Origin of the sequence: Marinobacterium stanieri (assembly GCF_900155945.1) — a bacterium.
GTDB classification, from domain to species: Bacteria; Pseudomonadota; Gammaproteobacteria; order Pseudomonadales; family Balneatricaceae; genus Marinobacterium; species Marinobacterium stanieri.
Genome location: NZ_FTMN01000009.1, coordinates 24,974 through 48,224, shown reverse-complemented (window position 1 = coordinate 48,224; position 23,251 = coordinate 24,974). Strand labels below are relative to the sequence as shown.

Genomic DNA, 23,251 nt, shown 5'->3' with positions numbered 1-23,251 from the left:
GAACTACAACCATTCCCCTTGTATTTCCTCGGACTCGTAGGTTTTGAATCTGCTGCTGCAGAATACGCTTAATTTGGTATCAAGCTTAGTTCCAGCCTGATGTATATATACGACACTATTTATATCGTCCGAGTTAAGGGCATTGTTGTTAAGCAGATAGAAGCAGGACGATATCCACGCTCCTTTGCTACCCACCGTCAGCATGTGAAGCTCGTTAAGAGCATTGTTGAAGCTAAAGAGGCTAAGGACGATTTGGTTGCCTGTCCCAAGTGCGGCAGTGATATGGTGCTACGAGAGGCCAAGCGAGGTGAGAACAAAGGTCAGCAGCTCTGGGGCTGCTCGAAGTTTCCTTCGTGCTGTGGGGTGATCAAAGCAGGTTGATTTGTTGTGCCGATATTTCGCAAGCTCCCCGCTCTTGATTCACGCACTGCCAAGGATGGGTAATGAAGAAAATTGTTACGCTGTTATGCGTTGTAATAATCGCATACCCGCTATATGTGATGTCATCGGTCTATCTCTATTCGTTCGAGTCCGCTGATGCGAAGGCAGATGCTGCGATTGTATTGGGGGCCGCTGTTTGGGGTGGCGATCCCTCGCCTGTATTTGAAGAAAGAATTAAGCACTCAATCAAACTGCACAGGGAAAGTCAGGTATCTACGCTTATCTTTACCGGAGGTGTGGGAGATGGTGACACGCAGTCAGAAGCAGCGGTGGCAAGGGCGTATGCGATCAACCAGGGTATTCCTGCGGACCAAATCCTGATTGAAGACAAATCGACCATTACGCGTGAAAACCTGATATTTGCCAAGGAGCTTTTGTCCTTACACCAGATTGAGACTGTACTGCTGGTGAGTGACCCTCTTCATATGAAACGTGCGATGACGATGGCTGAGGATATCGGCCTGGATGCCTTGCCATCACCTACAACGACCAGTCGCTACAAGAGTTTCAGCTCAAAGGCGAAAATGCTTCTATCTGAAAGTTACTATTTCATCGGTTATCAACTCGGTAAGCTGACGCGCTAGTCTTTGGCACTGAATAAGGAGATCAACGTGCAACTGTTCGAAACGGAAAGGCTGAGCGTCAGGCCCTTCACCCATGAAGATGTCCCTGCACTGACAGAGATACTCAGCGACCCGGAGGTGATGAAGTACTCACTTCGTGGTGTTTGTGATGAGAAGGCTACGCGCCAATTCGTCGACTGGTGCCTCCAATGTTACGAATCCTATGGCGTAGGGCCTTGGGCGCTGGTTGAGAAGGGAACAGGTACATTGATTGGCTTCTGCGGCGTAGGCCCTGAGCTGGTGGGTGATGTAGAAGAAACCAACCTGGGTTATCGGTTGGCGCAACAATACTGGAATCAGGGTTTTGCCACTGAGGCGGCGCAGGGTGTTATGCGATATGCCTTTGAGCAAAAGCACTCCGATTCGGTAGTGGTGATTATCGAACCTGAGCATGTGGCGTCCGTTCGTGTCACTGAAAAATCGGGGTTCAGGGATTACAGCATGCAAGAGTTTCACGGCAGGCCTGTGCGAATTTATCGTATGTATTTTGAAGAGTGGCGACGTGAAAGCTTTCGGGGCTGAGATAGTTGGATTGTCTGCGCGCTACTGTTTGTATTAGGAATTGAAGTGAAGAAAGTTTTAGTGAGTGCCTGCCTGTTGGGCAATAAAGTCCGGTATGACGCTGGCAGTCTCTCGGTCGAGCATGCTGTGCTGGCCAAATGGCAGGCAGAGGGGCGGCTGGTTTCGGTATGTCCTGAAGTTGATGCAGGCATGAGCATTCCTCGAAGGCCTGCGGAAATTTTCCAGGGTCAGGGGGCCAGTGTTCTGAATGGCGAAGCTGATGTGATCGAAAAAGACGGTGACATTGTTTCCGATTATTTTACCAAGGGTGCGTCTATCGCCTTGGCATTGTGCGAGAAGCTCAACATCGAGGTCGCCATACTGGCAGAGTCCAGCCCGTCGTGCGGTAGTTCATTTATCTATGATGGCAGCTTTACCGGTAACCGTATTGCGGGTGAGGGGGTTACAGCAGCTCTGCTGCGACAGCATGGTATTCAGGTTTTCAGTCAGCATGAAATCGCTGATGTTTGTCAGTTGATTGAGGCTGCAGGCGAGTAGTGTGCCACCCCTGATAAAGGCGGAAGCTGCAGATCTTTGTCCCTCCCCACAGAACCGAATAGACTTACAGCCACACACATCAACGGACACCCTTTATGAGCCAGCAACAGCCCAACAACCCTCTGCACGGACTGACCCTGGAGAAGATTCTCACCCGGCTGGTCGAACACTATGGCTGGGATGGCCTCTACGATGAGATCAATGTGAACTGCTTCTACAACGAGCCGTCGATCAAATCGTCACTGAAGTTCCTGCGCAAAACCCAGTGGGCGCGAGATAAGGTGGAAGCGCTTTATCTGCAGACCTTCAACTGATTGCTGGTATGGCTGATATGCAGATCGAGATTTTTGCAGAGCAATACCGCCAGGCGTTGATTGCGCTCTGGACAGAATGTGGGCTGGTAGTGCCGCAGAATGACCCCAACAAGGATATCGACCGCAAGCTTCAGGTAGGGGCCGATCTGTTCCTGCTGGGCGTGCTGGATGGCGAAGTGGTTGCGTCGGTGATGGGCGGTTATGAAGGTCATCGCGGCTGGATCAATTACCTGGCGGTAAAGCCTTCGCATCAGCGCAAGGGCTATGGGCAGGCGATGATGGCAGCGGTGGAAACTCGGCTGCGCGAGAAAGGCTGTCCCAAGATTAACCTTCAGGTGCGCAGCACCAATACGGCGGTAATCGCTTTCTACGATGCGCTGGGTTACGGCAACGATAATGTGGTGGGGCTGGGCAAACGGCTGGAGTTGGATCGGTGACTGATGATGGTTTGCAGGCCACTGAAATCAGTTCGGCTGATCCTTTGTATCAGGCCGCGTTGATGCTGCGCCATGAACTGTTTTTTGCCGCGCATGGGCTGCCCGCAAGCGTGGTACAGGATGCCGTCGAGAGCCAAAGCGTCCACATGGCGATAGCGGACGCGGGTGAGTTGATTGCCTATGGTCGCTTAACCGAGGTGGAACCGCAGAGCTATCAGGTCTCGCAAATGGTGGTGTCGCCGCAGTACCAAAGTCAGGGCTATGGTTCCCGGTTGCTCTATGCATTGGTGTGCCATGCCCTGCGAAAGGGTGCGCAGGAGGTTTTCCTCAATGCACGCCTCACGGCCACGGCCTTGTACCGCAAGCAGGGTTTTCTGCCCCAGGGTGAAGCCTTCGCATCGCCGCGTACCGGGGTGGAGCACATTCGGATGTTGTACTCTGGCGATACGGAATCCATTTAAGCTGCTGCCAGCGCGCAGGTGCTTGAGCCTGTGCCAAACTGGTTGTTGTCCAACGCTGGCCATTGCCGCTTATCACACTCAAGGATCGACATGCGCATGAACCCTCAAGTTGCTTCGACGTTAACGCTTCTGCTGGCCCTTGCTCTGCCTGCACAGGCCATTGCCGCCGCAGAGCCGGTCAATAATCCTGTGATTGAGCCGGTCGCTGGCTCGGAAACATCGCCTGCACGTTATGTGAATGTGACGGTGGAGATTCAGGGGCTGGATGAGTCGGTGGTGTTGCTGAAAGACGCAGCGGGTTCGCTGGCGGAGACCATGGAAGCCTTGAAGGAGCGCAAGGGGGAACTGAGTTCTGAAGATCTGGCCCGTATCGAGCGTATTGCCAGCAGTATGGAAGCCGTGACAGCGCGGATTGATCACACCCTGGATAATGCCGGGAACAATATCGAGAAGGCCAGGGCACCCACGGTGAGCCTGGTGTCGGATATTGTGAAGGAAACCAAAGTAGAAGCGATCGATCCGGTGATTGTCTCCGTGCAGGAAACGGTGGCAGCGTCGATCAGCCAGGTTAAGTGGGGGCTGATCTATGTAGGCATCCTGCTGTTGGTCGGGCTGTCGGTATTCGGCTTCTTCATGTTCAAATCGCTGATGCAGATCCGTGATATCACCGCCAGTGCTCGTGATGCCTTCTCCCGTGGCGAGTTTACCTTTCGTTTGAAAGACCAGGCCCAGCCTGCGCTGGGGGCCGAACCTGCCGACCCGCCTGGGCCTGTGGATAAACCAACCCCTTCTGAGTGAGGCTGACAGGCCTGTTGATGAATATACCGATTAAAGACACCTCTATTGACGTTGCCTGCTCGAACTGCAAAGCCTGTTGTTGCCGTCTGGAGGTGTTGCTTATCTGCGATGCACCCGTGCCGGAAAAATTCATCTCGCGGGATGAGTACGGCGGCGAGACGATGCTGAGGCTGGACGATGGCTGGTGTGCCGCCTTGGACAGGGACACCTTCATGTGCACGATTTACGAAAACCGGCCCTGGATTTGCCGTGAATTCGAGATGGGCTCCTACGAGTGCATTGAGGAGCGCACCGCCTGCCTGTAAGCCCGCTTTCAAACGCGCTGGATGGGAATTTGTTAACATCGGCGTAACACCGGTCATCATCGTGATAAGGCCGGGCTCACAAGATCAGGATCTGTTTTGGATAATAATGATGTTTTGCGCCGCCTGCGGTATGCGTTTGATTTTAAAGATCATGCAATGGTCGACATATTCGCGCAGGCGGACCATAGCGTAACGGGCAAGCAGGTCAGCGGTTGGCTCAAAAAAGACGACGATGCGCAGTTCATCAAAATGAGCGATAAAGAGCTGGCCATATTCCTGAACGGCTTGATCAACCTGAAGCGTGGCAAACGGGAAGGCGAACAGCCCGAGCCGGAAGAAAGACTTAGCAACAACATGATCTTCCAAAAGCTGCGCATTGCCCTGAATTTGAAAGCGGAAGAGATCATCGAAATCTGTAAGCTGGCGCAGTTTGGCTTGAGCAAACCCGAACTAAGTTCGTTTTTCCGCAAGCCCGGTGCCCGTAACTACCGCGTGTGCAAGGATCAGATTCTCCGCTACTTCCTGATGGGGCTGCAGATTCATTTGCGCCCGTCTGACCCTGAGTCGAAATCATAGAGGAGGTGCGTTGGCTCAAACCCGTGTTCCTGTCTCAAGCTTCAATGTGACGCTTTAATTTCTTCAGTTTTTCACCATCCGAGGTTCGAATGAACGTAGAGAAAGCAAAAAAGCGAATAGCGAAAAAGATCAACCGGGGCTTTAAGGGATATCCACTGGTATCCCTTGCCTATTTCGGTGAAACACCTGAGCAGGCAACGGAGGTTGCCATCCAGTACATTGAGGAAGAAGGCGCAGAACCCCAGGAGCAGCGTTTCACATCGAAAACGGATGTGCGGGAAGACGAGAGCATCCAAACGGTTCTGTTGAAAATCATAGAAAGAGCCAACGCAAACAGTGTGACTGAAGTGGAGGGTGTGGCGCCCCTTTAACCCCTCTTTAATCCTCTTGCCTGCAGCGATGACGGCCTTGTCGGGCGTCGTCCTCTGGCGTGCCTCCTGATATACCCAGGTTTGTCTCACGGCGAGGCTTCGCTAGACTGTGCTTCTAACAGGCCACCAGTGCCGGTCAATGCTCAGAAAGGTACGCCCATGACGAACAGCAAACAGGGTGCGAGCCAGCATTATGCGGTTTGCCCCCACGACTGCCCCTCCACCTGCGCTCTGCAGGTTGAAAAGCTCGACTCACAGCGCATTGGCCGTATCCACGGCAGCAAGCACAACGACTATACCGACGGCGTGATCTGCGCCAAGGTGGCGCGCTATGCCGAGCGGGTTCATCATCCTGAGCGATTGAGCACGCCGCTGAAGCGGGTGGGTGACAAGGGTGTTGGCCTGGCTGCATTCGAGCCAATCAGCTGGGACGAGGCGCTGGATACCATTGCTGAGCGTTTCCAGGCGATAACGGATGAACAGGGCGCTGAAGCTATCTGGCCCTATTTTTATGCCGGCACTATGGGCTGGGCTCAGCGAGGGGCGGCCCATCGGTTGCGTCATGCGTTGGGCTATTCCGGGCAGAAGGAAACCATCTGCATTGCCATCGCTCAGGCGGGCTGGAAAGCCGGTTTTGGTGAGGTACGCGGTGTCGATGCCAGGGAGATTGAGCAGAGTGAATTGATTCTGGTGTGGGGCGGTAACCCGGTGCATACCCAGATCAATGTGATGACACACATTGCCAAGGCCCGTAAACGCGGGGCCAAGCTGGTGGTGATCGACCCTTACGAGACACCCACCGCCAAGCAGGCCGATCTGCATATCAAGCTGCGTCCCGGTACCGACGGTGCGTTGGCCAGTGCCATGATGCATCAGATTCTGGCGGATGACCTGGAAGATAAGGACTACCTCGACAAGCACACCGATTTTAATGCCGAGCTGCGCGAGCACCTGAGCACCCGCACACCGGAATGGGCGGCGAATATCACCGGTTTGAGTGTGGATGAGATAATCGAGTTTGCCCGTCTTTATGGCCGTACTCAGCGCAGCTTCATCCGGGTGGGTTATGGTTTCAGTCGTTCCCGTAATGGCGCATCCAATATGCATGCGGTTTGCTGCCTGCCGGCGCTGACCGGTGCCTGGCAATATCCGGGCGGCGGCGCGCTTTACTCCAACAGCGGCTTGTACCGGGATCTGGACCGCTCGCCGTTGCATGGCCTTGAGCTGCTCAACCCCAAAGTGCGTATGCTCGATATGTCACGTATTGGCCCGGTACTGACGGGTGATCCGCGTGACCTTGGCGAAGGGCCGCCGGTCAAGGCGCTGTTTATTCAGAATACTAACCCCATGGCCGTTGCTCCCGAGTCGGCCAAGGTGCGAGAAGGCTTTGAACGTGATGATCTGTTCGTGGTGGTACACGAGCAGATGATGACCGAAACCGCCGCCATGGCCGATATTGTGCTGCCGGCTACCACTTTCCTGGAACATGACGATATCTATACCGCCAGCGGCCATACCTACCTTCAGGTCAGCAAGGCGATCATTGAGCCTTATGCCGACTGTCGCAGCAACCACTGGGTGGTGTGCGAGCTGGCCAAGCGGTTAGGTGTTCAGCATCCGCTGTTTGAAGTTGAAGCGCTGGAGTTGGTGGATCAGGCGCTGGCCAAGGGCGGCCTGCCCAGTGCTGACGAGATCCATCAGCAACAGGGCCTGGACTGTGCGCTGGATTTCGATACCGCACATTTCCTCAATGGGTTTGGCCATGCTGACAAGCGCTTCCACTTCAAAGCGGACTGGGTGGCTCTGGGGGATAGCGAAGGGCGTTTGCCGTCGCTGCCGGACCATGCGCCCTTGATCGATAACGCCGACGATGACCATCCGTTCAGGCTGGTAACGGCACCGGCCCGCACCTTTCTTAACTCCACGTTCACCGAAACACCTGGGTCGCAACGCAAGGAGAAAAAGCCGCGCGTATTACTGCATCCGCGCGATGCACGAGGCATCGGCGTCGTTGAGGATGACATCCTGTGCATGGGCAACGACCATGGCCAGGTGCGCGTACATGTATCCCTGTTTGAAGGGGTACAACCGGGTGTGGTGATTGTCGAAGGTATCTGGCCCAACAGTGCCTTTATTGGCGGTCAGGGTATCAACACACTGACCAGTGCCGAACCGGCGGCGCCGGCAGGCGGTGCCGTGTTTCACGATACCCGCGTGTGGCTTAAAGCGGGCTAAAGCCAGGCACCACTGGTGGCGCTATCCACTTTTCCACAACTGGCCTACTATAGAGTCAGTTTGCCTAAGTAGTGGAGGTCGTCGCCAGAATATGACAAAGCCCGATCAGTATGATCATTTGGTTCATATCGAAACCCATGCGGAATTGCGTCTCTATGAGCTGATTCCCAATGTGGTCTGGGTGTTCGATCTGGACAAGCACGGCTGGTGGTGGGGCAACTCCGCAGCCGTGGAGTTCTGGGGGCTGGACTGCCTGCAGCAACTGATCGACAAGGACTTGTCTGGCGATACCCAGGGCGCGCGTGATCGTACCTTGCAAACCTTTGAGCTGGCAGCCAAAGACGGCCTCACCGTGGACCCCTGGACCACCTACCCCAACGGCAAGCCCAAAACGCTGCTGATGATGCACCGTGCCGTACTCCTGGGGCCGGAAAAACATCGCGGCATCATCGCCTACATTAATGAACAGGTGAACCTGGGTGAACAGCCGGAGAACCTGTTGCTGATGGAGGCGATGCGCTACACCCGCGTACCGGCCACCACCTTTACCCTTGAGGGTCAGCCTGTGGTGGAAAACCCGGCGGCCACCGATGCCTATAACTTTCTCCATGAACAGGGCAAAGCCCAGAGCGACTGTGCCTTTGTGGCCCGCTTTGCCGATCCGGACGAGGGGCGCGAGCGACTCAAGAAGATTCAGGCGGGTGAAGAAGGGCGCTGTGATTACATCATGCAGACCAGTGAAGGGCCACGCCGGCACAGTCTGGACATTCGCCGTACCCGCCATCCGCTGAATGGCGACTTTCTGTTTCTGGTGGTGGAGTACGACTTTACCGAGCTGTACCACGCGCTGGATGAAGTGGAAGCCGCCCGTGCCAAGCTGCACGACATCGCCATGAAAGATGCCCTGACCGGCGTCCATAGCCTGCACTATATGCAGGAAGCGGCCAAAACCGAAATCGCCCATGCCGAGCGCAATGGCCAGACCCTGTGGCTGATGTTTATCGATCTGGATGGCTTCAAGTCCGTGAACGATACCCTGGGCCATAGTGCCGGTGATGAAGTGCTGTGCGAAGTGGCGCAACGGCTGCAATCGGTGATCCGCTCGGAAGACCTGCTGGCGCGAATTGGCGGCGATGAATACGTGGTACTCCTGTCCCATGATCATAAGGAAGCGGATACCACCTCGGTGGCAAGCCGCATTCTGGAAGTGCTGCAGGAGCCGATTCAGGTTGTGGATACCCAGGCCTGTGTCAGTGCCAGTATCGGCATCGCCCGTTATCCACAGGATGGCGCGGACCTTGAGGCGCTGCTGAAAGCAGCCGACGCGGCCATGTACCTGGTCAAGAAAGGCGGCAAAAACGATTTTGTCTATGTGCAGAATCAGACGGGGACCCGGTAAGCCGGTTTCCGTCCATGGCGTCAGGCGTTATCCTGTCCCGCATCCAACTGGATCTACATCCTCGCTCACCTTTTCAGGACCGCTCTCCCATGTCTCGACTGTTTGAAGAAATTGATAGCCAGGCCACTCCCTTGGGGCAGGTCTCCCTGCGCCGCCGCACCATTCCGGCACTGGGAAATCGAGATATCTATGAAGTGAAACTGGGTGACGAGTTTCTGATGTCGAGCATGTTCGTTGCGGCAGAAGAGGCACTGTCGACGCTGGGGCTGGCGGCCGTGCAAGGCGAGTCCCTCAGTGTCGTGGTCGGTGGTCTTGGGCTGGGTTATACCGCCGTTGCCGCGCTGAATGATGAGCGTATCGCTGAGCTGCTGGTGGTCGATGCGCTGGAAACCGTGATCGGCTGGCATCGTGATGAGCTGGTGCCTCTTGGCAAAACGCTAAATGCCGACTCGCGTAATCGCTACGTACTGGGCAGTTTCTTTGATCTTGCCACGGACCCGCAGACCGGCTTTGATCCCGAGCAGGCGGGCAAAACCTTCGATGCCATCCTGCTGGATATCGACCACTCGCCCAGCGAGTACCTGAACCCGGCCAATGCCAGCTTCTACACTACGGAAAATCTGTCTCTGATGGCGCAGCAACTCAGACCCCAGGGTGTGTTCGCCATGTGGTCGCAGAACCTGCCCGACGCTGAATTTGAAGCGCTGTTGAAAACCGTATTTACCCGTGTTGAGTCCCATGTGGTGACCTTCGATAACCCCTTCCAGGGCGGTGAAGCCACCAACTCGGTATATGTGTGCGTGAAGTGATCCGTCAGAACCAGCATTGAGGTGTGGGCCAAGCCATAAGGGTTGGCCCTTTTAAGGACATTCAGAACAGCTTGCCCAGCATACCTTTAGCCATATCGCCAACGGCGCCACCCAGCAGATCACCACCTTCGCTGTTGCCATCAATCAACTCAGGAATCATCTGCGCCAGGCCTTCCGCCGCAGTGTCTTCGCCCAGTCCCAGCTGGCCGGCAAATTCTGATACCTGGTCATTGCCCAGTACGTCCATCAGGGTCGAGGGCGATATCGCTTCGTTGTCACCTCCGCCAAGCCAGGAACTGGCCAGGTCTGCCAGACCACCGCCACTGGTGAATTGACCAACCAGTGCACTCAAATCCAGTTCGCCCCCTTCAGTGGGCAATAAATTTTGCAATGCAGCAACCACGCTGCCGGTATCCAGTTGTTCACCAGTGCCGCCCAGTTTGCTGATAAACAGCTGCGCGGCCATATTGATCAGGCTCATGTTGTACCTCTCGAGATTCATTGGCTGGAGAGAACAGGCCCGGGCCGAATGGCTCCAAGGCCCGGGGGTGGGTGTTATCAGAGCTTGGCCATTTCTTCGTCGAAGAAGCTGGCTGCCGCATCGGTAAAATCGAAGGTTTCGCGGATGTATTTAAGGGTGTCGAGCTCAGTATCGGTAACGCCCTGGCCATCATTGGCCGATTTCAGCAGGTCTGCAGCTTCATCCTTGGAAATCTTGCCCTCGCCGCGGCCGGTGGTGTGAGCCTTGGCCAGTTCGAGCAGTTCTTTCTCATACTTTTTGCCATCAATGCTTACATACGCCATGGTATTTTCCCTTTCTCAGTAGTCCTGAAACGTGCGCACGGATTGTGTGATCCGGGTGTTCGTTTTTTGAACACCGTCTTTGAATTTAGACCAGCTTGATGAAAGTGCTATAACGCAGGTGCAAAAAAATAGTTCCGGCCCGCTTACAAATCTTTTACATACTCTCTACATCCATCTGACCAACGCCTTCATTGCCCGGCCTAGAGTGCAGCTGACACGGGGTTTATTACTATCACGCTGCAAAGGAGTCGGATCATGAGTCCTCTCAATATTTTCAAACGCATTCTGGCTGCCGGCCTGTTGTTGTGCGCGCCCTTTTTGGCGCAGGCACAGGAAGTAGAGCTGGACCTTAGTCTGGCAACGCCGGTCATGGCCGCTGATACGACGCAAAAAGCCTATATCAAACTGTCTCTGGATGGTTTTGAGCTGGCAGGGCGCAGCGAACGCACGCCAGCTAATGTGGCCATTGTGCTCGACCGTTCCGGTTCCATGGGTGGTGACAAGATTCGCCATGCACGTGAAGCGGCGATCATGGCGATTCAGCGACTGGATGAACGGGATATCCTGTCGGTGGTGGCCTATGATTCTCAGGTTGATGTCGTGGTGCCGGCCACCCGGCTAGTGGACAGAGAACCGGTCTATCGGGCCATTCGCCGTATCCATGCGCGCGGTAATACGGCACTCTTTGCCGGTGTCAGCAAGGGTGGGCAGGAACTGCGCAAGTTCATTGATCGCAACCGGGTCAATCGTGTCATCCTTCTATCTGATGGTCTGGCCAATGTGGGGCCCCATTCGCCCTCTGAGCTGGGGCGTCTGGGTCAGTCTCTGGCGGCGGAGGGTATCAGTGTTACCACGATCGGACTGGGACTGGGGTACAACGAAGACCTGATGACACAGCTGGCAGGCATGAGTGATGGCAACCATGCCTTTGTCGAGAATGCCTCCGACCTGGCACGGGTGTTCCAGTATGAATTCGGCGATGTGCTCTCGGTGGTGGCCCAGGACCTGGTGATCGAGATTCGTTGTCTCAATGGTGTCAGGCCGCTGCGTCTGTTGGGACGTGAGGCCGAAGTGGTCGGTGATCGTGTACGCACGCGCCTTAATCAGCTTTACAGTGAGCAGGAAAAGTATCTTGTGCTGGAAGTGGAAGTACCGGCCCAAAGCGCGGGCACTGAACTGGAGTTGGCACAGGTACAGGTCGACTATGCCAATCTGGCGACTCGGCGTGCGTCGCAACTGGATGGACGGGTGCTGGCCAGCTTCAGCGCATCTGAAGTTGAAGTGCAGGCCGCGGTGGATAAGCCAGCACTGGAGTCTGCAGTCGAGCAGGTCGCCAACGAATACAGTCGAGAAGCTGTAGAGCGTCGTGACCGTGGGGATGTAGACGGTGCTCGCCAGCTGCTGGAAAAAAGCGCGGCCTATCTGGGTTCCCAGGCCGAAGCCCTGGCGTCGCCCGCGTTGAAAGCCCAGGAAAAGGAAGCACTCCAGGATGCGGATACGCTATCCTCGGAAGAGGACTGGACCCGCCAGCGCAAGGAGCTGCGCGAGAAACAGTACAAGCGCGCCACCCAACAAAGTTATTGAGCGCTGGCCCGGTGTGGTCCTGAACGACACCGGGCCTGGCTGCATTCGGGAGTGCCATGAAATACCGCGCCACCCTGTTATTGATTCTGCTGGTGTTGCTGCCGTTGTTGTTGCTGGGTTGGTTGGGTTACCGCCTGCAGCAGAACGAGCAGCAACTGGTCGGGTTGCAGCTGCAGAAGCTGGTCGAGCAGCAGCTGGAGTCGGTGGACCAGCAGCTCCAGCGTCACTTTCAGCAACTGGAAACCCTGTTGCAACGGCAGGGTATGGATCTCTACCGTCGGGCCGATCCTGATTACCCTGCCGATGCACTGAGAACGTTCATCAAGCGATCCGCGCAGGTACAACAGCTGTTTGTGCTGGATCAGTCTGATCAACGCCAGTTTCCACCTCGGAATGAACCCTTGAGTCGGGAAGAGCAACGTCTGGTGGAGCGTCTCCAGCCACTGTGGCAGTCGCCGGGCCTGCTACGACCCAAGGATGCGGACCCTCAAACAGTGTCACCATCCCCGGCTGCGGCCAGTGACACTCCTGCAGCCAAGCGTTCCGATGATTACTTTGTCAGCGGTCAGCTGGCGCAACGGGCACCTGCCGAACTGGTCGATAACCTGAGTGATTATGCCAGCGAGGCCGATGCCGATGCGGCTGAACCCCCGGCCGCCAGTCTGGCCAAGGCCGAGCCACGCCAGAATGCACGCGCGGCGGAGCAGGCCGAGGCGGCATCCGATATGTCTGTTGAGAGCGAAGCTGATATCACTGACAGCGGTTGGATCGCCTGGTATGTGGATGCGCGCCTGATACATATTTATTGGTGGCGTGACCCCCAGGGCCGCACGTTGGGCTTTGTGCTCAATGATGCACGCCTGCTGTCAGACCTGATTAACCGTTTGCCTGATGCCGGGGCTGGGCGTGACGCACTGGGCGACGCACAGATTCAACTGCTCGATAGCCAGGCCAATACGCTGTACCGCTGGGGTGATTACCAGGAAAAAGGCGCGCCGCTGCGCAGCCTGGGTTTGAGTCACCCACTGGGCAGCTGGAGCCTGGAATACCACGCCCCGGCCCTGCAGGGCGGTGGGCCGCCAGCCTGGCTGACGCTAACCCTCCCGCTTGTCTTACTCGGCCTGGGGTTGGTGGGGCTGGGCTATCTGTTTTATCGCGAACATCGCCGGGAAGTGCAGCTGGCAGCACAGCGGGTGAACTTCGTGAACCAGGTTTCCCATGAACTGAAAACACCGCTCACCAATGTGCGACTCTATGCCGAAATGCTGGAACAACGCCTGGACGGTGATGACGACCCGTCCGTGGGGCGCTACCTGGGTGTCATCAGTAATGAAAGCCAGCGCCTGTCCCGTTTGATCGATAATGTGCTGAGCTTGTCACGATTGCAGCGCCGGCAGCTGACATTGTCATTGGAATGTCAGGACCCCGACCAACAGATCGCACGCATTCTGGAAACCTTTTCGCCATTGCTTCGGCAACGTTTAATCGAACCCGAGTTCGCCCCCGGTATTGGTCAAAGCCTCCGGTATGATCCGGCCCTGTTGGAGCAGGTCCTCAACAACCTGCTCAGTAATTGTGAGAAATACGCCCCCGACAGCGGTGCGTTACGCATCGCCAGCTGGCTGGAGGGGAGCCAGCTATGTGTGTCCGTGCAGGACCAGGGGCCGGGTATTGCCGCATCTGAGCGGGCGAGGGTATTCGAGCCCTTCTATCGTTGCAGTAACCGCCTGACCGACGGCATCACCGGTACGGGAATCGGGCTGGGGCTGGCGCGCGATCTCGCCCGTGCCCATGGCGGTGATCTGGTCTTGCTGGCGAGCGAGAAAGGCACCCATTTTGAGATACGACTGGAGACACAGGCATGAAAATCTTGATCGCCGAGGATGATCTCAATATTCGCCTGGGCCTGCGTGATCTGCTGGAAGCTGAAGGCTACGACTGTCTGGAGGCCGCAGATGGCGAGCAGGCCTGGGCGCTGTATCAGGAAAAGATAGCCGCGCAAACAGGCCCTGCACTGGTTTTACTCGACATCATGATGCCCAAGCTGGATGGCTACGCCCTTTGCCGCCGTATTCGCCAGCAGGATCAGCAGCTGCCGGTGATCTTTATTACCGCAAAATCGGAAGAGATCGATCAGGTGCTGGGGCTGGAACTGGGTGCGGATGATTACATCAAGAAACCTTTCGGCAGCCGTGAGGTGGTGGCACGCATCCATGCGGTCACACGCCGCTGTCTGGCACAGACGGCTACGGAGTCGGCGCAATCGGGCTTTCAGATGCGCGATCTGCGGGTGTTTCCGGATCAGCTGCGTGCCGAGCGGGCAGGGCAGAAGATCGACCTGAGTCTGCGCGACCTGAGCATTCTGCAGCTGCTGCACCGCAACCCCGGCCGGGTGCTGAGCCGGGATGAACTCTTTGATGAGTGCTGGGGGCGTCAATATCTGCCCAGCAGTCGCACCCTTGATCAGCACATCTCCAAACTGCGCAAGGCGGTGGAGCTTGACCCCCAGTCGCCTCAGATTATTCAGACGGTGCATGGTATGGGGTATCGCTATGATGGTTAGACCACCCCTGGTGGAGGAAGGTGCCCATGCAGCCCGAGAATGAATTTGTTCAGAACCTTCACGAAGTCTTTGCCCTGTTCGGGCCTGTCCGTGCCCGGCGCATGTTTGGCGGTTATGGCATCTATCACGATGGCCTGATGTTCGCGCTGGTGGCTGATAATATGCTTTATCTCAAAACCGATAATCTATCCCGAGCAGCGTTTGAAGCTCAGGGGCTTACCCCGTTTGAATATGTGAAAAACGGCAAGCCGATTAAAATGTCCTACTACCTGGCACCGGACGAAATCTTTGAAGATGCAGAAGTGGCGCGCGAGTGGGCGTCGTTGGCCTATGCGGCGGCCTTGAGAGGGCGCAAATCCTGAGCCGTCTGCCTGTCAGGAGGCAGAGGCTTGCTGATCGAAACCACAGGGATGTAACACCAGGATGCTGAAAACTCTCGCCATTGAAAACTACCGCTCCATTTTAAAGCTCACTTTACCGATGGGGCAGGTGACCCTGATTACCGGGCCCAACGGCAGTGGCAAATCCAACCTCTACAAGGCGCTGCGTCTGCTGGCCCAGGTGGGTCGGGGCGGCGTAGTGAATGCACTGGCTGCGGATGGTGGGCTGGACTCCGTCTTCTGGGCCGGCCCGGAGAAAATCAGTGCGCGTATGCGTCGGGGTGAGGTGCCGGTGCAGGGCGGGCCGCGTCAGCAGGTGAAGCGTCTGCGCATGGGCTTTGCCGGTGATGATTATGGCTATGCGATCTCGTTGGGACTGCCGGAGCCTGTTCCTCGGTCGGTATTTAATCTGGACCCGGAAATCAAACGCGAAGGCATCTGGTACGGCGAATTCTATCGTCCTGCCAGTCTGTTGGTGGATCGTAAGGGGCCTGCTGTACGGGTGCGGGACGGACGCCAATGGCAGGTGGCAGCGCAGCACCTGCCGGGGTTCGATTCCCTGTTTGATCAGGTCGCTGATGTCCAGAGCACACCGGAGGTGTTTCAGCTGCGCGAAAACATTCGCCGCTGGCGCTTCTACGACCATTTCCGTACCGACCGTGATGCTCCGGCTCGCCAGCCCCAGTTGGGTACACGTACGCCGGTGTTACATCATGATGGCCGGGATCTGGCTGCGGCGATTCAAACGATTCGTGAAATCGGCGATGAAGCCGCTCTGGATGAAGCGATCAGCTATGCCTTTCCGGGCGCTTACCTGCGAGTGCGCCGTGAAGATGATGGCCGTTTCTTTCTGGAGCTGCAGCAGGAAGGATTGCTCAGGCCTCTGGCGGTATCGGAACTCTCGGATGGCACCCTCAGGTATATTCTCTGGGTCGCGGCCCTGCTGACGCCAAGGCCGCCGGAATTGATGGTGCTGAATGAACCGGAGACCAGTCTGCATCCGGACCTGCTGCCGGCATTGGGGCGACTTATTCTGCAGGCATCCGAACACTGCCAGGTCTGGGTGGTGTCTCATGCCTCACGTCTTATTGCCACGCTGGAGCAAAGCGAGAGCTGCTGTTCGATTCAGCTGGACAAGGAACTGGGTGAGACCCGTGCGGCGAATCTGGGCCAGTTTGATATACCTGCCTGGTACTGGCCGGACTAGCGGGTTCTCAGCCCTTGGCGATCATGCTCAACAGTTTATCGAGGGGCATGGGCTTGCCGAACATATAGCCCTGGCCATAGGTGACACCGGCGCTGATCAATTCCTGGTTTTGCATGTTGTTCTCAATTCCCTCGGCGACCACTCGTGCATCGATCTTGCGAGCAATATCAACAATATGCGGGATCAAAGTCGCGCGAATGGAGCCGGCTTCCATTTCGCTAATGAAACTGCGGTCAATTTTCAGTGTGTGGCAGCTGTATTCCTGAATCTGGCGCAGGTTGGAGTAGCCGGTACCGAAATCATCAATGGCGATCTCGAAACCGTTTTCGCTCAACAGCGAAAGGGTTTGCCCGGCTGCCCGGCTGGTCAGTTTTTCGTTTTCGGTGACTTCTACCACAAAGCGGCATTGCTGGCGCTTCAAGTCCGGATGTTCAAGCAGCTCCAGAATGGCACCCGATTCGATGTCCTGTGGATAAAAGTTGATATTGATTTTGAAGCCGTCAGGCAGCCCATCACAGGCGTCAATGTCCTGCAAAGTGCGCTGAATGATGGCGCGGGTAAAGGGCCAGGTATTGTTGTGTTCGGCGATGAGGGGGATGAACTCGTCCGGGTACAGGTCGCCTTTGGCATCCTTGTAGCGTGCCAGCACTTCGCAGCCAATCACCTTGCCGTTGCTGATTTCGACAATGGGTTGATACAGGCAATAAAAGGCACCCTGATGCAGGCCGCGCGTGATACGGGCCTGTGTGGAACGGTAATAGCGAAGAAAGTGGCCACCGGCTAGCCAGCAGAACACAAATGCCAGTACGGCAATGACCTGCCAGCCCAACAAAACCAGGCGATACTGATCGCTGAAGTGGTCATTGGACGCTGCCACTGTCAGGCAATAAGGGATGCGGTTGCTGCATTCCTCAAGTAAAAAGTCAGTGTTTGCAGTACTGTTTTCGGCTTCCACCAAGGGACCCGCCAGTGGGGTAAGAGAGCCATTGCTGTTGGCGAAGGATATTTTCCAGAAGACTTGTCCGGTAATGAGGGAGTCAAGAAAGTCACGGTGGATAACTGCATTGAAGTGCTCAAGTTGTACCACAATGGCATAGACTTCAAAGTCAGTCAGGATAATGGGCATATTGATCCAGACTTTGGCTCCCAGCTTACCAATGAAATCCGGATTGTGATTATGCACCGGTGTGTTCAGGTGACCCATGCCTGTGGTGCATATCAGGCGGTCGCCCTGAAGAAAGCCGATATCCTTGATGTGCTGGGACAGAAAGACAACCTGTCGCATCTGGTGCAGTGCCTGTTCGTCACAGCTTTTGATCGGTTTGCTTTCCAGCTGGTTCAGTGTGGTCAGTACTTCCCGGGATATTTCATCAACCTGTGCAAAGCCCGTTGCAATTTGCTGGTGTAGATAGGCTTCGTAATCTTTTTTGAGCAGGGCGACGGCGGTGCAGTAGATCAGCAGTGCAATCAGTGCTGCCAGCGCAGCAACGGCAAGCTTATCCAAACCTGAAACGTCTCCGTGCTTCACGAAAGTCTCCCTCTAGAGGTGTCGTCTTGCCATTGACTGGAAGATACTGACAAGTAGTGCCAGTTAAAGAGTGTAGTTCAATAAATGCTGTTGCCAAAATGCAACACAATCTTATGGAAGAGGTAGGAACAATATGCCGAATATCCGCGATCATATTCCCGCTAACCTGCCGCAGGAGGTGTTCACGGACCTTGTGAGCATGCCTGGCTGTCGCATCGAGCGTATTCTGTCCCGCGGGCAAACCTCACCCGAGAGTGGCTGGTATGACCAGGATGAACATGAGTGGGTGTTGTTGCTTGAGGGCGCGAGCGAGCTGACCTTTGAGGATGGAGAGGTGGTGCGCCTGGGGCCCGGCGATTACCTCAATATTCCCGCGCATCGGCGCCATCGCGTCAGCTGGACCGATCCTGAACAGACCAGTGTGTGGCTGGCGGTATTCTATGGTTAAGCGTGCGGGAAGCCCGGAGCGGGAATCTGCACTTACAGGCCGTTTAAACGCCTGTTTTTTGCCCCGAAACAAGGGCTGGGGGTTCAGTCAGACGCTAGTTTGTGGGACAGTGTGCTCAGTTAAAGCGTTGTTCGGACAAACAGCTATCGATGAGTAAACTCAATATTCTGGTCGTGGATGATGCCCGCTTCATTCGTGAGCGTGTGACATCCATGGTTCGGGAATCTTTTCCCGACTTTACCGTCATGGCGGTTGAAAATGGCACCCAGGCCATTCGCGCCATGCAGCAGAAACAGTTCAACCTGATTCTCTGCGACTGGGAAATGCCCGAAACGAGCGGCCTGGATGTGCTGCAGTGGTGCCGTGCCCAGGATGCCTATAAACAGACACCCTTTCTGATGGTAACCAGTCGTGGTGAGCGTGAATATGTGCTCAAGGCGATCCAGTCGGGCGTTAACGACTATCTGGGCAAGCCGTTTACCCGTGAACAGCTGGTACAGAAAATGGTCAAGGCGCTGAGCAAGCGACAGCAGCTCAGTCCCGAGCAGCAGGCCCGTGCCAAGGCGATGCTGGATGATGATCAGAAGGCCAAGCCGCAGTCGGCTCCTGCCAAATCCATGGCCAAGCCCAAAGGGCTGGCGCAGCTGCGCAACAGCAAACAGACCTTCCGCTGTGCCATCAAGGATCTCAACCTGCGCGAAGTCAAAGTCGTGATCAAGAATGAAGGCGCCTTCCCGCAGGTGCTGGAGCAGGTTGTGGTGGATATCGAGCAGCTGTCCGGTGACAGCGTGGCCCGTATCAACGGCTTTGTCACCTCGGTGCAGGCCACCGAGCAGAAGCTGGATGCCGCCTACGTGGATGTGCTGGTCAGCTTTATGGATGAGGACCCGGATAAAATGGCTCATCTGTCCAAATACATTGCCAGTGTCCGCTGATGAATATTCTTGCCCGGCTCCGTGTCCCTCTGGTTCTGGCTGTGCTGCTGGGGGGCTGTGCCGCACCTCCGCCACCACCGCCTGAGCCGAAACAGGAACTGACCGTGACGCCGCTGTCGCTGCGACCTCTAATGCCGGTCGCCGCCACCCGGACCACGGACGCACTGGCTCAGGAGCTGGTGAATCACTACCTGCAAGGCCCGCACTATCGCATGTCGCTGCCACTGGTGCTGGCGCAGCAGTATCAATCTCTGGGTGCAGCACCGGTCAGTGACCCGCGTCGTCTGATGGTGCTCTACCGACAGGGCAATAACTGGGGCAGCCTGGCGGTGACCGCGGCACAGGGCAGCATCATGAACGCCTTCCGTGTGCAGCGTGAGGGTGAAACCGCCTACGCACTGGTGTTCAAGCGTGTACGCATCTGTCTCAATGCCGGCGCTGACCAGCCTCCGCGCTGGCAGGGTGGGCGCTGGATGTTCTCGCAGACGCGGCCGGGCCGCTTCGAGTGCAGTGGCCAGACACGGGGCTCGCTGTTCCAGTTGGGCTCAGGCCTGCCAGGACTGCTGGGGCCGTATGTCGAGGCCGGTGATACCGTGTTGTACGGGCGCAACTGGAATGAGCTGCGCACCCTGGCGACACGTCTGGTACAACGCTTCCCGCATCTGGATGTGCCCCGCATCCAATAATTGAATCGGTACCCTTTATGCTCAGTTACCAGCACGGCTTCCATGCCGGCAACTTTGCAGATGTGCACAAGCATCTGCTGCTCACCCTTTTGCTGCAGTCACTTAATCGCAAGGCCAAACCCTGGAGCTATCTGGAAACCCACGGTGGCCGGGCGCGTTATGATCTGGAAGGCGAGCAGGCACTGAAAACCGGGGAGTACCGTGACGGCATCGCGCGGCTCTGGCAGCAGTCGGCGCCGGAGGCGGTACAGCCCTATCTGGAACAGGTTGCGGCGGTTAACGACCAGCAGCTGCTGGCCTACCCGGGCTCGCCTCTGATGGCGGCTCAAATGGGGCGGGACAAGGATGTGATCAGTGTGATGGAGCTGCACCCGGCCGAAGCCGATGCATTGAAAAATGTGTTCCGGGGTGACGAGCGGGTCAACGTGCATCATCGTGATGGTTATGAGGGTGTACTGTCGCTGCTGCCACCCAAGCCCAACCGTGGTGTCGTGCTGATCGACCCGGCGTTTGAGGTGAAGCAGGAATATCGCGATCTGGTGAAGTTCATCACTAAGGCGTACAAGCGCTGGCCCAACGGCTGTTATGCCATCTGGTACCCGTTGTTACCGGCAGGACTCTGGCAGCAGATGAAACGGGATCTGGCAGCGACGGGGATTCGCAAGATTCTCTGTTCCGAGCTGGATATCCGTGCGTCAGAGGGTGAGCGGGGCATGTATGGCAGCGGAATGCTGGTGATCAATCCACCCTGGCAGCTGGATGAAACCCTGGCCGAGGTATCGCCCTGGCTGGCGCAGCAGCTGGAAGTGGAGAAGGGCAGCGGGAGCTGGCGTCTGGACTGGCTGGTACCTGAATAAGGCCCAGCCATTCTGGAAGAGGCGTGCTTAGTAGAGCGCCTTTTCGTCACGTACCACGTCGACCAGCAGCTCCAGGAAGAGACGGTCGGCGTCGCTGTGTTCAATCGGAATCTTGACGTTGGTGGTTGAGGTCAGTTCCTCGGCGATCAGGACTTCCGCGTTCTCTTCATTGAAGTGTTTACGGGCAATCTCCAGTGCCTTTTCACTGATATCCGGCTCCACCAGAACTTTGCGAATAAAGCGCAACAGTTCGTTGATCACGCGCTCCTTGTTTTTAATCTCGGCAATACTCATGTCGTGCTCTCCGGCGCAGAATCTTTAATCGCTTCTACTATACCGCCAATACTTGGGTACGCCCAGTCTCTAACCTTGGTTGTAAATGGCCGTTTCACGCGGTGTAGGCGGTTGATCGAAGGTTGTCAAGGTGCGAGAATGGAAGGCTATTTGTTTTCTAGGCTTGCGGTGGTAGGAAATCCCGAGACCGCGGGTGGTTTTAAGCGCTACCCGGCTTAAGTCTCAGACAGGTCTGTCAGGTAAGAAGATCCTCGCCTGGCCAGCACCCGAACACGTGCCAGTAAACAGAATCCCGCGTTTTGCAGGAACCGTGGTAGCGACAACATCAGACCGCGGAAGGCCGTGTTCATCGTTGCAGAAACGCTGAAACTGTAAGTCATCGGCAGGGTGCCGATGCTGATAGAGGGTACAACAGTGGAATTACTTTCAGGCGCAGAAATGGTGGTACGCGCCCTCCGAGACGAGGGTGTTAAGTACATCTACGGCTATCCGGGCGGCTCGTTGCTACATGTATACGACGCTCTGTTCCAGCAGGAAGATGTACAGCACGTTCTGGTGCGCCATGAGCAAGCTGCAACTCACATGGCGGATGCTTATGCGCGTGCTACCGGCAAGGCCGGCGTCGCGCTGGTGACATCCGGCCCGGGTGCAACCAATGCCGTAACCGGCATCGCGACTGCATTTATGGACTCCATCCCGATGGTGGTGATTACCGGTCAGGTCATGAGTCACCTGATTGGTGAAGATGCGTTCCAGGAAACTGACATGCTGGGCATCTCTCGCCCGGTGGTGAAGCACAACTTCAGTGTGCAGCGTCCAGAGGATATCCCGTCGATCGTACGCAAGGCGTTCCATATCGCCGAGAGCGGTCGTCCGGGTCCGGTCGTGATCGATGTTCCCAAGGACATGACCACGCCGACCGAGCGTTATCCGTATGAATATCCGAAGCAGGTGAAAATGCGTTCCTATACGCCGATCACCCGCGGTCATACCGGTCAGATCAAGAAGGCCACCGACCTGCTGCTGAACGCCAAGCGTCCGGTTATCTACACCGGTGGCGGCGTCATCATGGGTGATGCCAGCACCGAGCTGACTGAGCTGTCACGTCTGCTCAACTTCCCGGTCACCAATACCCTGATGGGTCTGGGTGGTTTCCCGGGTACGGATCGTCAGTTCATCGGCATGCTGGGCATGCACGGCAGCTACGAAGCCAACATGGCGATGCACCACGCGGATCTGATTCTGGCAGTGGGTGCGCGTTTTGATGACCGTGTGACCAACGCCTGTGACAAGTTCTGTCCTACGGCCAAGGTCGTGCACATCGATATCGATCCGGCGTCCATCTCCAAGACCATTCAGGCGGATATCCCCATCGTGGGCCCGGCCAAGGTGGTACTGGAAGAGATGATCCAGCTGGTCAAAGGCAGCAAGAAGCAGCCGGATGCGGATGCACTTCATGCCTGGTGGCAGCAGATCGACGAATGGCGTCAGCGCCATGGCGGCCGTTTCCGCACCGATGACTCCGAGCTGATGAAACCTCAGCAGGTTATCGAGATGCTGAGCAAGGTCACCAACGGCGATGCGTTCGTAACGTCGGACGTAGGTCAGCACCAGATGTTCGCGGCGCAGTACTACAAGTTCAACAAGCCGAACCGCTGGATCAATTCCGGTGGTCTGGGCACCATGGGCTTTGGTCTGCCGGCCGCCATGGGTGTGAAGATGAACTTCCCGGATGACGACGTCGCTTGTGTGACCGGTGAAGGCAGCATCCAGATGAACATTCAGGAACTCTCCACCTGTAATCAGTACGATCTGCCGGTGAAGATTCTCTGTCTCAACAACCAGTCGCTGGGCATGGTACGTCAGTGGCAGGACATGAACTACGAGTCCCGTCACTCTCAGTCCTACATGAAGTCCCTGCCGGACTTCGTCAAGCTGGTTGAGTCCTACGGCCATGTGGGCATGAAGGTCGACAAGTATTCCGACCTGGAAGGCGCCATGCGTGAAGCCTTCGCACTCAAGGATCGCCTGGTGTTCATGGATATCGCGGTCGACCCGTTCGAGCACGTATATCCGATGCAGGTACCCCGTGGGTCCATGCGTGACATGTGGCTGAGCAAGACAGAGAGGACCTGAG

At 56.3% G+C, this 23,251-nt stretch carries 27 protein-coding genes; 23 read left to right on the top strand and 4 right to left on the bottom strand.

Annotated features, from left to right (window positions below):
* Positions 1 to 443: 443 nt before the first annotated feature.
* The 13 genes from BW956_RS17480 (at position 444) to BW956_RS17420 (ending at position 9,828) form a co-directional block, all read left to right on the top strand.
* Positions 444 to 1,025 (top strand): YdcF family protein, encoded by a 582-nt coding sequence (locus BW956_RS17480; protein WP_076464795.1) that lies wholly within the window; start codon positions 444 to 446, stop codon positions 1,023 to 1,025.
* A gap of 27 nt (positions 1,026 to 1,052) precedes the next feature.
* On the top strand, positions 1,053 to 1,586 hold the full coding sequence (locus BW956_RS17475; protein ID WP_076464793.1) for a GNAT family N-acetyltransferase: 534 nt from the start codon (positions 1,053 to 1,055) through the stop codon (positions 1,584 to 1,586).
* A 45-nt stretch (positions 1,587 to 1,631) separates the two neighbouring features.
* Positions 1,632 to 2,123: a 2-thiouracil desulfurase family protein gene (locus tag BW956_RS17470; RefSeq protein WP_083703133.1), complete on the top strand. Its 492-nt coding sequence runs from the start codon at positions 1,632 to 1,634 to the stop codon at positions 2,121 to 2,123.
* Between the two features lie 95 nt (positions 2,124 to 2,218).
* Positions 2,219 to 2,437 carry a VF530 family protein gene (locus tag BW956_RS17465; protein ID WP_010321648.1) on the top strand — a complete coding sequence of 73 codons (219 nt, stop codon included), beginning with the start codon at positions 2,219 to 2,221 and terminating at the stop codon, positions 2,435 to 2,437.
* 8 nt (positions 2,438 to 2,445) lie between these two features.
* Positions 2,446 to 2,874 (top strand): GNAT family acetyltransferase, encoded by a 429-nt coding sequence (locus BW956_RS17460; protein WP_083703132.1) that lies wholly within the window; start codon positions 2,446 to 2,448, stop codon positions 2,872 to 2,874.
* Positions 2,871 to 3,335: a GNAT family N-acetyltransferase gene (locus BW956_RS17455; RefSeq protein ID WP_083703131.1), complete on the top strand. Its 465-nt coding sequence runs from the start codon at positions 2,871 to 2,873 to the stop codon at positions 3,333 to 3,335. Before BW956_RS17460 ends, BW956_RS17455 begins: the two co-directional genes overlap by 4 nt.
* A gap of 96 nt (positions 3,336 to 3,431) precedes the next feature.
* Positions 3,432 to 4,133, top strand: coding sequence for a hypothetical protein (locus tag BW956_RS17450; protein ID WP_139327225.1), 702 nt, complete (start codon positions 3,432 to 3,434; stop codon positions 4,131 to 4,133).
* A 17-nt stretch (positions 4,134 to 4,150) separates the two neighbouring features.
* A complete protein-coding gene (locus tag BW956_RS17445) occupies positions 4,151 to 4,438 on the top strand; it encodes a YkgJ family cysteine cluster protein (protein WP_076465071.1) in 288 nt (95 codons plus the stop codon).
* A gap of 96 nt (positions 4,439 to 4,534) precedes the next feature.
* The gene (locus tag BW956_RS17440) at positions 4,535 to 5,014 is read left to right on the top strand and encodes a YehS family protein (protein WP_076464784.1); all 480 of its coding nucleotides are present in this window, start codon (positions 4,535 to 4,537) and stop codon (positions 5,012 to 5,014) included.
* Between the two features lie 89 nt (positions 5,015 to 5,103).
* Entirely contained in the window at positions 5,104 to 5,385 is a 282-nt protein-coding gene (locus tag BW956_RS17435; protein WP_076464781.1) for a hypothetical protein, read from the top strand.
* A 159-nt stretch (positions 5,386 to 5,544) separates the two neighbouring features.
* Positions 5,545 to 7,620 carry a molybdopterin-dependent oxidoreductase gene (locus BW956_RS17430; RefSeq protein ID WP_076464778.1) on the top strand — a complete coding sequence of 692 codons (2,076 nt, stop codon included), beginning with the start codon at positions 5,545 to 5,547 and terminating at the stop codon, positions 7,618 to 7,620.
* A gap of 91 nt (positions 7,621 to 7,711) precedes the next feature.
* Complete coding sequence (locus BW956_RS17425; RefSeq protein WP_076464775.1) at positions 7,712 to 9,019, top strand: GGDEF domain-containing protein; 1,308 nt, start codon at positions 7,712 to 7,714, stop codon at positions 9,017 to 9,019.
* A gap of 89 nt (positions 9,020 to 9,108) precedes the next feature.
* Positions 9,109 to 9,828, top strand: coding sequence for a polyamine aminopropyltransferase (locus tag BW956_RS17420; protein WP_076464772.1), 720 nt, complete (start codon positions 9,109 to 9,111; stop codon positions 9,826 to 9,828).
* Between the two features lie 61 nt (positions 9,829 to 9,889).
* On the opposite strand, the gene BW956_RS17415 is transcribed toward BW956_RS17420, so the two are convergent.
* Together BW956_RS17415 and BW956_RS17410 are read right to left on the bottom strand one after the other, a co-directional pair.
* Positions 9,890 to 10,309, bottom strand: a complete 420-nt coding sequence (locus BW956_RS17415) for a YidB family protein (RefSeq protein ID WP_076464769.1) — start codon at positions 10,307 to 10,309, stop codon at positions 9,890 to 9,892.
* A 77-nt stretch (positions 10,310 to 10,386) separates the two neighbouring features.
* Positions 10,387 to 10,632 carry a hypothetical protein gene (locus BW956_RS17410; RefSeq protein WP_076464767.1) on the bottom strand — a complete coding sequence of 82 codons (246 nt, stop codon included), beginning with the start codon at positions 10,630 to 10,632 and terminating at the stop codon, positions 10,387 to 10,389.
* Between the two features lie 255 nt (positions 10,633 to 10,887).
* Between BW956_RS17410 and BW956_RS17405 the strand changes: the two genes are divergently transcribed.
* From BW956_RS17405 to BW956_RS17385, 5 genes are all read left to right on the top strand, one after another.
* Positions 10,888 to 12,216, top strand: a complete 1,329-nt coding sequence (locus BW956_RS17405) for a vWA domain-containing protein (protein ID WP_083703130.1) — start codon at positions 10,888 to 10,890, stop codon at positions 12,214 to 12,216.
* A gap of 56 nt (positions 12,217 to 12,272) precedes the next feature.
* On the top strand, positions 12,273 to 14,081 hold the full coding sequence (locus tag BW956_RS17400) for a sensor histidine kinase (protein ID WP_076464764.1): 1,809 nt from the start codon (positions 12,273 to 12,275) through the stop codon (positions 14,079 to 14,081).
* Positions 14,078 to 14,779: a response regulator transcription factor gene (locus BW956_RS17395; protein WP_076464761.1), complete on the top strand. Its 702-nt coding sequence runs from the start codon at positions 14,078 to 14,080 to the stop codon at positions 14,777 to 14,779. Before BW956_RS17400 ends, BW956_RS17395 begins: the two co-directional genes overlap by 4 nt.
* A 26-nt stretch (positions 14,780 to 14,805) precedes the next feature.
* Positions 14,806 to 15,141 carry a TfoX/Sxy family protein gene (locus BW956_RS17390; protein WP_076464758.1) on the top strand — a complete coding sequence of 112 codons (336 nt, stop codon included), beginning with the start codon at positions 14,806 to 14,808 and terminating at the stop codon, positions 15,139 to 15,141.
* A gap of 61 nt (positions 15,142 to 15,202) precedes the next feature.
* On the top strand, positions 15,203 to 16,366 hold the full coding sequence (locus BW956_RS17385) for an AAA family ATPase (protein WP_010321633.1): 1,164 nt from the start codon (positions 15,203 to 15,205) through the stop codon (positions 16,364 to 16,366).
* Between the two features lie 7 nt (positions 16,367 to 16,373).
* Here BW956_RS17385 and BW956_RS17380 read toward each other — a convergent pair whose 3' ends face one another.
* Positions 16,374 to 17,894, bottom strand: coding sequence for an EAL domain-containing protein (locus BW956_RS17380; protein ID WP_083703129.1), 1,521 nt, complete (start codon positions 17,892 to 17,894; stop codon positions 16,374 to 16,376).
* Positions 17,895 to 18,027: 133 nt separating this feature from the next.
* Between BW956_RS17380 and BW956_RS17375 the strand changes: the two genes are divergently transcribed.
* From BW956_RS17375 to BW956_RS17360, 4 genes are all read left to right on the top strand, one after another.
* Positions 18,028 to 18,342 (top strand): cupin domain-containing protein, encoded by a 315-nt coding sequence (locus BW956_RS17375; protein WP_076464752.1) that lies wholly within the window; start codon positions 18,028 to 18,030, stop codon positions 18,340 to 18,342.
* A gap of 149 nt (positions 18,343 to 18,491) precedes the next feature.
* Entirely contained in the window at positions 18,492 to 19,277 is a 786-nt protein-coding gene (locus tag BW956_RS17370; RefSeq protein WP_076464749.1) for a response regulator, read from the top strand.
* A complete protein-coding gene (locus BW956_RS17365) occupies positions 19,277 to 19,963 on the top strand; it encodes a hypothetical protein (protein WP_076464746.1) in 687 nt (228 codons plus the stop codon). The genes BW956_RS17370 and BW956_RS17365 overlap by 1 nt, the downstream gene beginning before the upstream one ends.
* Positions 19,964 to 19,980: 17 nt before the next feature.
* Positions 19,981 to 20,820, top strand: a complete 840-nt coding sequence (locus BW956_RS17360; protein ID WP_010321629.1) for a 23S rRNA (adenine(2030)-N(6))-methyltransferase RlmJ — start codon at positions 19,981 to 19,983, stop codon at positions 20,818 to 20,820.
* Positions 20,821 to 20,847: 27 nt separating this feature from the next.
* Here the strand turns inward: BW956_RS17360 and BW956_RS17355 are convergent, their stop codons facing one another.
* On the bottom strand, positions 20,848 to 21,114 hold the full coding sequence (locus BW956_RS17355; RefSeq protein WP_010321628.1) for a hypothetical protein: 267 nt from the start codon (positions 21,112 to 21,114) through the stop codon (positions 20,848 to 20,850).
* 414 nt (positions 21,115 to 21,528) lie between these two features.
* Here BW956_RS17355 and BW956_RS17350 point away from each other — a divergent pair, with 414 nt between their 5' ends.
* Positions 21,529 to 23,250 (top strand): acetolactate synthase 3 large subunit, encoded by a 1,722-nt coding sequence (locus BW956_RS17350; protein ID WP_076465067.1) that lies wholly within the window; start codon positions 21,529 to 21,531, stop codon positions 23,248 to 23,250.
* Position 23,251: the final 1 nt, after the last annotated feature.